We start from the raw sequence: 11,415 nt of genomic DNA on the forward strand, positions 1-11,415 counted from the left end.
AAAAGAAGTGACGCATTTGCGCCACTTCTTTTATCCGGATTTTAAAGCAAATCAATTAAATCTTCCATTTCATTTTTCTTCATTCTGCCCATTAAATGCCCTGCCGCTTCATCGGTTGGAACATTTTCGAACAGCACACTGTAAAGAGCTTCGGTAATCGGCATTGGCACTTCATATCTTTTCGCCATTTGATGTGCAGCTTTTGTTGTGCGAATTCCTTCGACTACCATTCCCATTTCTGCCAGGACTTCCTCCAGGGATTTTCCTTTGCCGAGCATATTTCCTGCCCGCCAATTCCTTGAATGCTGGCTTGTACAAGTTACAATCAGATCTCCGACTCCAGTCAATCCGGAGAACGTTAACGGCGTTGCTCCCATTTTCACTCCAAGACGAGCTATTTCTGCCAGTCCCCGAGTCATAATGGCTGCTTTGGCATTATCACCAAGACCAAGCCCGTCGGTGATGCCGACGGCCAGGGCGATGATGTTTTTCAATGCTCCACCAATTTCCACTCCGATGACATCCGTATTCGTATAAACACGGAAATAATGGTTCATGAACATATCCTGTACCCGTTCAGCGGAATGTGTATTTTCACAAGCCGCTGTCACAGTTGTTGGATGCTCCAGAACCACTTCTTCGGCATGGCTTGGACCGGACAAGACAACCAGATCCTTGATCCATTTTTCTGGTATTTCTTCACGGATAAGTTCACTGACCCGTTTTTGGCTATCCGGTTCTATGCCTTTTGAAACATGGACAAACAGTGAAGGCTTGTCGAGTAAAGCTGCAATTTCTGCTGAAACATCGCGCATTGCTTTTGTCGGAACCGCCAGCACGTGAACATCAGCATGCCGGACAGCTTCTTCCATACTGCTTGTCGCTTTCAGGCTTTCAGGCAGCTTTATGCCTTTCAAATAACGTTCATTTGAATGCCGGTTAATTTCTTCTGCCTGTTCTGCGCGGTGTGACCATAGCAAAATATCATGGCCGTTTTGTGCAAGAACATAACCGAGAGCAGTTCCCCAGCTCCCAGCTCCGTATACGGTAATTTTCTCCATATCTAACTAACCACCTTTATCCTATTAAGTGCGGGCACGGGTAATAAGACGGAGGGGTGTACCTTCGAAATCGAAACTTTCCCGTATCCTGTTCTGAAGAAATCTAATATAACTGAAATGCATCAACTCCGGCTCATTGACAAAAACGACAAAAGTAGGCGGCTGGACTGCCACTTGTGTCACGTAATACAAACGCAATCTTTGCCCTTTATCTGATGGCGCCGGATTCATCGCCACTGCATCAGCAATAACTTCGTTCAGAATGCTTGATTGAATGCGGCGTGAATGGTTTTCATTCACTTTATTGATGGTTTCGAGAATGCTGTGCACACGCTTGCCGCTTATAGCTGATACAAACATAATTGGCGCATAATCAAGGAAAAGGAAATGTTCCCGGATTTTCCGTGTCATGACATTCATCGTTTTTTCGTCTTTTTCAATGGCATCCCATTTGTTCACAACTATGATTACAGCTTTCCCTGCTTCGTGGGCATACCCTGCAATCTTTTTATCCTGTTCCTGAATACCTTCTTCAGCATTCAGAACCACCAGAACAACATCTGATCGTTCAATGGCACGCAAAGCACGGAGTACACTGTATTTTTCAGTAGTCTCATATACCTTGCCTTTTTTGCGCATACCTGCTGTATCAATGATTACATAGGGTTGGTCTTCATATTCATATTGAGTATCCACAGCATCTCTCGTTGTACCTGCCACTTCACTGACAATTACACGCTCTTCCCCAAGGAAAGAATTGACCAGAGATGATTTACCGACATTCGGACGTCCGATTAATGAAAACTTAATAACGTCATCAGGATAATCTCCTTCATCTTCTTTCGGGAAATGCTTGGCGACTTCATCCAATAAATCTCCAAGACCAAGACCGTGAGAGCCTGAAATTGCGTAAGGCTCTCCCATACCCAATGTATAGAAATCATATATCATCGTTTTCATATCAGGGTTATCGATTTTATTAACTGCCAAAATGACAGGTTTTTTCGCCCGGAAAAGAATTTTTGCAACTTGCTCGTCCTGAACAGTTACTCCGTCCCTGCCGTTGACAAGGAAAATGATGACGTCAGCTTCGTCCATGGCAATCTCTGCCTGCTGTCGAATTTGTTCCAGAAACGGTTCGTCCCTCAGGTCGATTCCGCCTGTATCGATTATATTGAATTCATGTGTCAGCCAATCTGCAGAACTGTAAATACGATCACGCGTCACTCCTGGAATATCTTCCACGATTGAAACACGTTCTCCCACTATACGATTAAAAATCGTAGACTTACCTACGTTCGGCCGGCCGACTATTGCTACTACCGGTTTTGACATAATAATTTCATCCTTCCACTTCTAATATACCTATTATACACGAAAAAGAGGATGGCATCCTGTAAATGTCCATCCTCTCTGAAGGTGCAATATTCAGTTTTTCACAGGATGGGCAAAAGCAGCCGGATCAAAGCCCCGGGCAAGAAGGTAATTTGCTAAATTCCCCGTAATGATAGCCGGGCAATCCTGAATACCCCTAATTGTACTCGCCCCAAGTGCCGTCATCATCATTGCAAGATCCTCATGCAATTCAAAGACGCTTTCAATCAGCTTCGATTCGCCTTCATCAACTGCCAGTTTCAAAAACGATCCTGCAAGACCGGCTGCATCTGCTCCAAGCAAAAATGACTTGATTATATCCTGGGCATTTTTGATGCCGCCTGAAGCCAAAACGGTCCCATCGAACGCTTTTTTGACTTCAATAATGGCAGCGGCGGTCGGAATGCCCCAGTCCTGGAAATAATCCAGCTTTTTCGCACGGCGCTCATTTTCAATTTTAGCGAAATTTGTGCCGCCGTAGCCGCTCACATCTATAGCTGCTACCTTTGTGCCAGCCAATTTCATGGCTGTTTCATATGAGATGCCGAATCCCGTTTCCTTAACAATCACAGGTACATGGAGAGATTCGGATATATGCTGAATTCTTTCCAAAGCCCCTTTAAAGTCACGGTCACCTTCCGGCATCGTCAGCTCCTGTACCACGTTCAAATGAATTTGCAGGGCATCTGCTTCAATAATCTCCACGGCTTCCTTAGCCTGTTCAAGGCTTGCTTCGCTTCCGAGATTCGAGAATATGATGCCGTCCGGGTTCTCTTTTCGAACCACTTTGAATGACGCTCTTTCAGAAGGATCCTTAATGGCTGACATCTGTGATCCCACTGCCATGGCCATTCCGGTTTCTTTTGCCGCACGGGCAAGCATTCCATTCAGTTTTTCTGTCTGATCTCCGCCGCCGCCTGTCATAGCATTAATAAAAACAGGTGATTTTAAGTTCAAATCACCTGTTTTAGGACGCAAATCGATATCCCCTACTCCAAGACCAGGCAATGCCTGATGCACAAAACGAATGTCCTCAAACATTGTTCCGGCTCCCTGGCCGGTAGTCAAAGCATAATTGATATGATCCATCTTACGCTGTGCTCTCGACATTTACTCGGATTTGAATCCTTTCAATTTATCGCCGATGACATCACTGATGGAGAAGCCGCTGGATTCTTCCGGCATATCGTAATCAGAAAAATCCTGTTCGCTTTCTTTTTCCTGAAGTTCTTTGATGCTCAATGACAGGCGTTTATCTTCTTTATTCACATCAAGAACTTTCACTTGAACTTCGTCACCTTCACTGATCACTTCATTAGGTGTCGCAATGTGTTTATGGGCAATCTGTGAAATGTGCACAAGACCTTCTACCCCTGGCAGCACTTCAACAAACGCACCATAACTTACAAGGCGTTTCACTTTTCCGGTATGAACAGATCCTTTAGGTGCTTTTTCTTCAATAGAATCCCAAGGCCCAGGCAAAGTATCTTTGATGGAAAGTGAAATGCGTTCAGCGTCACGGTCTACTGAAAGGACTTTGACTTTTACTTCCTGCCCTTCTGTCACTGCATCCGACACTTGATCGATATGCTCATGGGAAAGCTGGGAAATATGGACAAGGCCGTCCACTCCACCGATATCAACAAACGCACCGAAAGAGGCTATTCGCTGTACTTTTCCTTCAATGACATCGCCAGGATGGATATTTTCCATCACTTCCACTTTGTGTGATTCTTTTTCTTTCTCAACCACTGCACGGTGAGAGAGAATCAGACGATTATTTTCTTTTTCCATTTCAACTATTTTAAAAGTCATTACTCTGCCTTTATAATCTTCGAATGATTCCACAAAATAATCTTCCACCAGCGAAGCCGGAACAAATCCGCGGACTCCAAGGTCAACCACAAGGCCGCCTTTCACCACATCTTTTACTTCCGCTTCGATAATTTCACCGGAATTGAATTTTTCTTCTAATTTATCCCATGCTTGTTCGGCATCCACTTTTCGTTTGGATAAAACAAAGTTCTCGTCTTCCACCTTGGTAATCACCAGATCAAGTATATCCCCAACTTGAACTGAATCTGATGCTTTTTCAATATGGAGGCTTGATAACTCACTGATTGGAATAACCCCATCAAATGGAGCACCTTCGATTGTAACTGTTACTGCTTTCTCTTCGATTTTAGCAACTGTACCTTTTACGTGATCTCCAATTTGTAACTCACTGTTTTCCATCATGTTCATTTCCTCAGACATAAGTAGCCCTCCTTCACAAACTATCCAACTTCTATTTTATTCGAATTCTCTAATAAAAACAAAAATTATCCCTTATTTTTCCGAGTTTTCGTCAAGAAGCTTCTGGATGCTCGCCATGATCACTGCTGTCACTTCTTCTACAGAGGCTTTGCGTTCACGGTATGGCTCCATAAGAACAGGCTCACCATAGACCACTTTCACTTTGCGAAAAGGTTTATATGGTCCGATTATCGCGCAAGGCATCACGTCTGCATTGCCCCTTAGAGCGAAAAACCCTGCACCGCTCAATCCTTTTTTCAAGACTCCATCGGTAGATCGTGTCCCTTCAGGAAACAATCCGACTACTTCGCCATTTTTCAATAGTTTTAACGCACTGCGCAAAGCTTCCCTGTCGCTCATCCCGCGTTTCACTGGAAATGCATTGACCTGAGGAAGGATACGCCCGAGAACCGGCACTTTAAATAACTCTTCCTTCGCCATGAAATGGACAGTGCGGGGGGATGTCATTCCGACAACTGGCGGATCCAGGGCATGAATATGGTTAGCGCACAGTAAAATGCCTCCTTGATCCGGAAATTTCTCTGTGCCCGTCACTTCAAAACGATAAAGTGGGGTTAAAGCGGTTTTGACCAATGCTTTGCCGAATGTATATAAATTCACATCAATTCAACCTTTCTTCCGCTAATTTTAAAATCTCGGATGCAGCTTCATCAATTGTTAATTTCGTTGTATCAAGATATAACGCATCCTGAGCCTGGCGAAGCGGGGAAACTTCCCGTTCACTGTCCATCTTGTCCCGTGCCGCAATTTCCTTTTGAAGATCATCAAGAGGTGTATCGATCCCTCTTTTTTTATTTTCCTCATATCGGCGGCTGGCGCGTTCTTCAACGGTTGCAGACATGAAAACTTTAAGTTCGGCATTCGGCAATACCTGTGTGCCGATGTCTCGCCCATCCATTACTACACCTCTGCCGGAAGCCAGAATTTGCTGTAACTTCACCATTTGTTTCCGCACGGATTCATGGGATGCCATTTGGGAGACGGAATTCGTTACATTCTGTGACCGGATATCTTCAGTAACATCTTTACCGTCCAAAAAGACCAACTGCCCATCTTCGGAAGGTTGCAGGTCAATCCGAGTATCAGTCAGCAAGCGGCCTGCCTCTTCTCCATCTTTTAAATTAATGCCTTCTCTGATAGCTTTTAAAGTAATTGCCCGATACATTGCACCTGTATCGATATAAACATAACCTAATTTTTCTGCTACTATTTTCGCAATTGTGCTCTTGCCTGCAGCAGCAGGACCATCGAGCGCTATTTGAATGGATTTCGTCAAAAAAGTCACCTCATCGTATGTATTCAAGTTATTTTAACACAAGAAAAGCGACAGCGCCCGCTTAGCTCTGAAAGGCATAAGACAGAACAGCGAAGTGGCGATTAGTCACGCAGCTGGGCTGGCTTATGACCCGAAGAGCTGGGCCGCTGGAGTCTGGACAATAGAAAAGCGACAGTGCCCGTTCAGTTCCGACAAGCGCTGGAGGGTTTGATCGGCATGGCGGTTTTTGCCATGAAGGTCAAACCCGAAGTGCCCGCTGACAAAGACGTTTTCACTGCACAGAAAAAGCCTGGAACCTCCAGGCTTAAAGTTAATCCGGGGATTCAAGGCATTTTGGAATTCCGCTGATGATAGTGGCTTAATGACATTAAATGGGCCTGCTTTACTTTTCGTAGACCGAACCACCATAAAAACAGCATAAACGGCGCGGCTCCCGCCAAAAGATTATTGTTGAAGCTGAGACTCGCATTGTAAAGGAAATGCAGCATGAATGGCGTGAATAGCGCCAGGAAAAGCCATTTGTGCTCGACTCCATCTTGAGAGAACTTGGCTTTTCCAAAATAATAACCCATGACTACACCAAACAAAGCATGGCTGGATACCGGTAGCAATGCCCTGATAAAGGCAATATCTGTACCGAATTCAAGAAGATACAAAATATTTTCCACTGTTGCGAATCCCAGCGAAACACTCGCCCCATATAAAATCCCGTCATACGGATCTTCAAAATCCACGTGCCTGAAAATGGCAATCAGCAAAACCAGCCATTTAAAAAATTCTTCTATTAAACTGGGAAACAGGATATTGGTCGCCAGCAGATTGTTAAACACCTGTTCTTCTTTAAAGACATATTGCAAAAACAAGATTGGGAATGTCAGTACAGCTCCGTATACGAAACTTTGAAACAGCAATTTGGAAGGCTCCTGTGAAAACTGGTCCCGCAAATAAAAATAACTGAATAATGCCAGGCTAGGAGCTATCGCTACAGTTAATAAAATAATCATCGTGATGCTCCTTTGCTCATAGTAATTTCAGTATATCACGATATATTGGGAATTTTTAGCCAGTTTTTGAAATCGAAGCAGTTTTAAATAGCAAACGTCTGTTTATCGATGTTTCCTGCAGAAGACAATACCACTGCGAGTTTGATCCGCGCTTTTTTACTGTCATAATCACTGCCCAGAAACACACCATTTGCAAGGAGATCATGTGCACTCCCCGGGTAACCGTAGGAAGGATAAACATTGCCCTCTTCAGCGCTTGTAGTAAGCACTACATAAACCCCCTGCTCCACTGCTTTTCCGATGGAATCAACCATATAAGGAGAAACTTGCCCGCGTCCAGCCGCCTCGAGGACAATCCCTTTTGATCCTCCTTTGACCAGCATGTCGATTATGTAACCATCTTGCCCCGAATGGCATTTCACTATATCCACTCTTGGTATGCTGTCGATAACATTATGTACCTCACGATAGATCGGCTTCTGATATACCCGTACTTTGTCGTTGTCGATAATGCCCAAATAACCATGTCCAAAAGAATCAAATCCCTGCAGATTGCTCGAATGCACTTTTTTCACATATTTAGCTGAATAGATCCGTTCGTTGAAAACAACCACAGCACCCACATCATGCAAAGTTTTGTCCACGGCAGCATTTATTGAATTGCGCAGATTCGAATAAACATCCGTGCCGACTTCTTCCGGAGCACGTTGCGAACCAGTAATCACCACTGGACGGCTGTCGTTAATCGTCAAATCAAGGAAAAAAGCGGTTTCTTCCAGTGTATCCGTTCCATGGGTTACTACAACGCCATTAACTGCTTCGTCCTGAAATTCTTTTTCTACAGCTTTTTGGATTTCAAGCATTTGTTCAAAGCCGATATGCATGCTCGGCAATTGGAATATATCAATTACGTTGACTTCAATGTCAATCGGAAGCTGGCATAATTCTGCCAGTTCCTGACCCGAAATTACCCCTGACTTCAATAAACCCTTTGATATTTCACGTGAAGCAATAGTTCCTCCTGTTGTGATCAAAGATACTTTCTTTTTCATATACTAAAACCCCTTCCGATGCTCTTGTTGCATTCTTCTATATAATCTTCATAAATGAATTTCGTTATTGTTTTTTAGCTCCCCGCGCTTGAATTACTGCTGCAATCTGCTCACCGTGGAAACGGCCATTTTCAATGAAGATTTCATTGGCGTTGTTGCCGGCAGCTATGACACCTGCTATGAACAGGCCCTCCACTCCGGTTTCCATTGTGATTTCATCAAATTCCGGCCTGCCGGTTGCAGGGTCTATTACAATTCCCATCCCTTCCAGAAATTCATGGTTTGGATGATAGCCGATCATAGCAAACACAAAATCATTTTCTATATATTCTTTTCTGTCGTCCACTGTAAGTTCAACTGTACTTCCTGTAATCCGGTCAACCATGGAGTCAAACAGCATGCGGATTTCACCTTTTCGGACCAATCCGTCAAATTCCGGCAGTATCCACGGTTTGATGCTTTTTGAATAACTGGTTCCGTGATAGGAAACGGTGACCCTGCTGCCAGCTTTATGCAACTCCAAAGCAGCATCGACCGCAGAGTTTTTGCCGCCGATCACCAGTACATCCTGATTGAAATAAGGATGCCCTTCTTTAAAATAATGCATGACTTTTGGGAGACCCGCTCCTTCGACATCCAGCACATTAGGTTGGTCGTAATAACCTGTAGCAGCCACCAGGTATTTAGAGCGGTAAACACCTTTTGTCGTGTGGACGATAAATTCTTCATCCTTTTCAACAGATAAAGCCGTTTCATAAGGTCTTACGTCCAATCCTGCCATCGTTACCACATTTCGGTAATAAACAAGTGCCTGATTTCTTCTTGGCTTTCTTTCTTCTGTTATAAACGGGATGCCGCCAATCGATAAACGTTCGCTCGAGCTGAAAAAAGTTTGATGTGTCGGATATTTATAGATGGCATTGACGACGTTCCCTTTTTCAATGACGATAACCTTCAACCCTGTATTTTGTATTTCAATAGCGGCAGATAAGCCACAAGGACCGCCGCCTATGATTATTACATCTGTTTGTTCCATAAAAGCCAACTCCTGCCTGTTACATTTCTCTTCCATTTAAGCATAGAAGATTTTGTTGTACATTGCCACTTAACTCCGATTCCGCCTTTCAGCGGGCACTATTTCTAAAATGTGGTATTGGGCTTCAGCGCCCAGCCGCAGCGGCAAAGAAGTGGTGCCGTAACCGTTGGTGACAAGTTCATATCCGGAAGCGGTTTTTTTCAGAGCCCCTTTTTTATAAAGGCCGATTCTGCCAAATCTGATTTGTCCGCCATGGGTATGTCCTGCCATCATAATGCCTGGGCCTTTGGCAGCTCTCAAATATTTGAAAACAGCTGGTGTATGCGACACAAAGAGAACCGCATCATCCTCTTCCACTTTTGAAAAAGCTTTTTCCAGCTTTTCCTCCCTGTCATTGAAAAAATCAACACCGACCAATTTAAGATGGGGATTTCCGAATAACTCCACAGACTCATTATCCAATATTTTCACTTGAAAATGATTCAGCAATTTACGGAAATTCCGTTCCCCGACTTCTTCGTCATTATTCCCCCATATGAAATAGACAGGTGCCGCTTCAGTCAGAATACGCAAATTATCTGCCGTTCTTTTCATCGGCACGCCACGTTCAGTAAGATCCCCTCCAATAATTATCACATCAACCGGTAAAGTAATAAAATCTTCCGGCAGTTTTTTCCGATGTATATCAGCTATGAAAATCATGCGAAAAGGCCTAAATCCCTTTCCAGTTTCCAAAGGGATGACTTGTCTTTTTTCCTTCGCGCTGTTTGCATTCCTGAACATAAATAAGAGCAGCGCTGCTGCTGCAAACCCTGTGTTATATAAAAATTTCATATGCACCGCTCCCCCAATCAATAAAGAGGCATAAGCAAGTTCTGCTTATGCCTCTTTATTTTCCTATTAATCTTCTGAAATATCCAGTACGCGGAATCCGGATTTTTCAAGTTCTTTGACAAATTTATTCACATTGTCTTTTTTACGGATTTTCAGGACGATTCTTCGAACGACTTTATCGGTTTCATCAAAAGTCACCAGGGAAATGACCGATTCCTTGTATTTCTCGATCAGTTCACCAAGCCGGCCGATCCGGCCTTCCGATTCAACGGATGTAAAGGTGATCCGGTAACCGGATTTCTTCATCCCAAAAGCACTTTGAAGCTGATTCACCAGGTCAAAACGAGTAACTATGCCCAGGAATTCCCCATCTTCCACAACAGCGATAATCGGAAAATCGCTTAATTCCACCAATGCTTTTTCATATACATCATCAAGGCTAAGGAAAACATCTTCATTCACCAAAACATCTTTTATTTTAGTTGAACTTATGTATTCTTCCTTGCTTTGTCCTGCGTTAAAAAATGCTTTATATGCATGGTACCAAGTGAAAATCCCCTTGAATGCAGTGCCTTCCACTACCGGCAGGGCATCCACTGAATGTTTTTCCAATAAATCCAGTCCTACTTGAACTGAATCCCCCGGTTTTACTGTGTAGCATTTTTCTTTTTTGATCATCGCGCTTTTTACGAACATTTGCCCACTCCTGTCTTTGATGGTATTAAAATATCTTGCTCATTATAAAAGTACCCTCTTTTAAGGAAGGATTAACTTTTGTCCGACGTAAATTTCATTGGAACTTAATCCATTTGCCTGTTTTATCTTTTCAACAGCTGCTCCAGCTCCAGAAGCTCCGTAATTATTGACGGCAATTCTGTATAATGTCTCGTTGTCTTTGACGACTACCGTTTTGGCACCGTCATTTTCACTGGCTGCAGGCTCTTCCGGCACAGGAGTGCTTGGTGTTTCTTGTGTTGGCGCTTCCTGTTCAGCAGGTTTTTCACTTTGTTCCTGCTTTTCTGTCTCTTCAGGTGTTTCATCTTTTACAGCCTCTTCAGCTTTTTCTTCCTCTTTCGCATCTGTTTCTTTTGCTTTGTCAGCATCAGTTTCTGCTGTTTCATCAGCTACGTCCTCTTCTGTTTCTTCAGGGACGATAACCGAACTTTCATTGGCCGGCGAAGCATTTTCAAAGCTCACTTCATTTTCATTTTTCGCCCCGATCAGTGTATCATTCGGCTCATAAATAAAAGCCACATAAATTAAAATCGTTACCGGAATAAGGATGAAAATAAAGAATAGTGAGGGCAGTAAAAGGTTTTTTCGTTTTTTAGGCGACTGATTGCCCGACTGGCGATGTGCTCTCCGTGACAGGGTTGAATTACTATCCGCAGTGATTTCCTGGCGATCTTTTTCCAGGGATTCCCGATAATTTTTTTTATCCATTTAATAATTACCCCATTCT

The 11,415-nt window shown here is 43.5% G+C and carries 12 protein-coding genes; all 12 read right to left on the bottom strand.

The window, feature by feature from the left end; translation table 11 throughout:
* Nucleotides 1-41: 41 nt before the first annotated feature.
* Entirely contained in the window at nucleotides 42-1,061 is a 1,020-nt protein-coding gene (locus tag DP120_RS05725; protein ID WP_112222701.1) for an NAD(P)H-dependent glycerol-3-phosphate dehydrogenase, read from the bottom strand.
* 24 nt (nucleotides 1,062-1,085) lie between these two features.
* Nucleotides 1,086-2,396 carry a ribosome biogenesis GTPase Der gene (gene der / locus DP120_RS05730; protein WP_112222702.1) on the bottom strand — a complete coding sequence of 437 codons (1,311 nt, stop codon included), beginning with the start codon at nucleotides 2,394-2,396 and terminating at the stop codon, nucleotides 1,086-1,088.
* A gap of 93 nt (nucleotides 2,397-2,489) precedes the next feature.
* Complete coding sequence (fni, locus tag DP120_RS05735) at nucleotides 2,490-3,545, bottom strand: type 2 isopentenyl-diphosphate Delta-isomerase (RefSeq protein ID WP_112222703.1); 1,056 nt, start codon at nucleotides 3,543-3,545, stop codon at nucleotides 2,490-2,492.
* A complete protein-coding gene (gene rpsA, locus DP120_RS05740) occupies nucleotides 3,546-4,691 on the bottom strand; it encodes a 30S ribosomal protein S1 (protein WP_112222704.1) in 1,146 nt (381 codons plus the stop codon). It abuts the gene before it with no gap.
* Between the two features lie 72 nt (nucleotides 4,692-4,763).
* On the bottom strand, nucleotides 4,764-5,351 hold the full coding sequence (locus tag DP120_RS05745) for a lysophospholipid acyltransferase family protein (protein ID WP_112222705.1): 588 nt from the start codon (nucleotides 5,349-5,351) through the stop codon (nucleotides 4,764-4,766).
* 1 nt (nucleotide 5,352) lies between these two features.
* Nucleotides 5,353-6,027: a (d)CMP kinase gene (gene cmk / locus DP120_RS05750; RefSeq protein ID WP_112222706.1), complete on the bottom strand. Its 675-nt coding sequence runs from the start codon at nucleotides 6,025-6,027 to the stop codon at nucleotides 5,353-5,355.
* A gap of 323 nt (nucleotides 6,028-6,350) precedes the next feature.
* On the bottom strand, nucleotides 6,351-7,031 hold the full coding sequence (prsW, locus tag DP120_RS05755; RefSeq protein ID WP_112222707.1) for a glutamic-type intramembrane protease PrsW: 681 nt from the start codon (nucleotides 7,029-7,031) through the stop codon (nucleotides 6,351-6,353).
* 83 nt (nucleotides 7,032-7,114) lie between these two features.
* A complete protein-coding gene (locus DP120_RS05760) occupies nucleotides 7,115-8,083 on the bottom strand; it encodes an asparaginase (protein WP_112222708.1) in 969 nt (322 codons plus the stop codon).
* A gap of 64 nt (nucleotides 8,084-8,147) precedes the next feature.
* A complete protein-coding gene (locus DP120_RS05765) occupies nucleotides 8,148-9,119 on the bottom strand; it encodes a YpdA family putative bacillithiol disulfide reductase (protein ID WP_112222709.1) in 972 nt (323 codons plus the stop codon).
* 69 nt (nucleotides 9,120-9,188) lie between these two features.
* Nucleotides 9,189-9,821: a metallophosphoesterase gene (locus tag DP120_RS05770; protein ID WP_240611979.1), complete on the bottom strand. Its 633-nt coding sequence runs from the start codon at nucleotides 9,819-9,821 to the stop codon at nucleotides 9,189-9,191.
* Between the two features lie 198 nt (nucleotides 9,822-10,019).
* Nucleotides 10,020-10,649, bottom strand: coding sequence for a CBS domain-containing protein (locus DP120_RS05775; protein ID WP_112222711.1), 630 nt, complete (start codon nucleotides 10,647-10,649; stop codon nucleotides 10,020-10,022).
* Nucleotides 10,650-10,709: 60 nt separating this feature from the next.
* The gene (locus tag DP120_RS05780) at nucleotides 10,710-11,396 is read right to left on the bottom strand and encodes a LysM peptidoglycan-binding domain-containing protein (RefSeq protein ID WP_112222712.1); all 687 of its coding nucleotides are present in this window, start codon (nucleotides 11,394-11,396) and stop codon (nucleotides 10,710-10,712) included.
* Nucleotides 11,397-11,415: the final 19 nt, after the last annotated feature.

It is taken from the genome of Planococcus halotolerans, from assembly GCF_003289955.1.
GTDB classification, from domain to species: Bacteria; Bacillota; Bacilli; order Bacillales_A; family Planococcaceae; genus Planococcus; species Planococcus halotolerans.

Bases quoted from the DNA above. Each gene is read 5' to 3' on its own strand.
- DP120_RS05725 (WP_112222701.1), bottom strand. From the start codon at position 1,061: ATGGAGAAAATTACCGTATACGGAGCTGGGAGCTGGGGAACTGCTCTC.
- der (WP_112222702.1), bottom strand. From the start codon at position 2,396: ATGTCAAAACCGGTAGTAGCAATAGTCGGCCGGCCGAACGTAGGTAAG.
- fni (WP_112222703.1), bottom strand. From the start codon at position 3,545: ATGTCGAGAGCACAGCGTAAGATGGATCATATCAATTATGCTTTGACT.
- rpsA (WP_112222704.1), bottom strand. From the start codon at position 4,691: ATGTCTGAGGAAATGAACATGATGGAAAACAGTGAGTTACAAATTGGA.
- prsW (WP_112222707.1), bottom strand. From the start codon at position 7,031: ATGATTATTTTATTAACTGTAGCGATAGCTCCTAGCCTGGCATTATTC.
- DP120_RS05760 (WP_112222708.1), bottom strand. From the start codon at position 8,083: ATGAAAAAGAAAGTATCTTTGATCACAACAGGAGGAACTATTGCTTCA.
- DP120_RS05765 (WP_112222709.1), bottom strand. From the start codon at position 9,119: ATGGAACAAACAGATGTAATAATCATAGGCGGCGGTCCTTGTGGCTTA.
- DP120_RS05770 (WP_240611979.1), bottom strand. From the start codon at position 9,821: ATGATTTTCATAGCTGATATACATCGGAAAAAACTGCCGGAAGATTTT.
- DP120_RS05775 (WP_112222711.1), bottom strand. From the start codon at position 10,649: ATGTTCGTAAAAAGCGCGATGATCAAAAAAGAAAAATGCTACACAGTA.
- DP120_RS05780 (WP_112222712.1), bottom strand. From the start codon at position 11,396: ATGGATAAAAAAAATTATCGGGAATCCCTGGAAAAAGATCGCCAGGAA.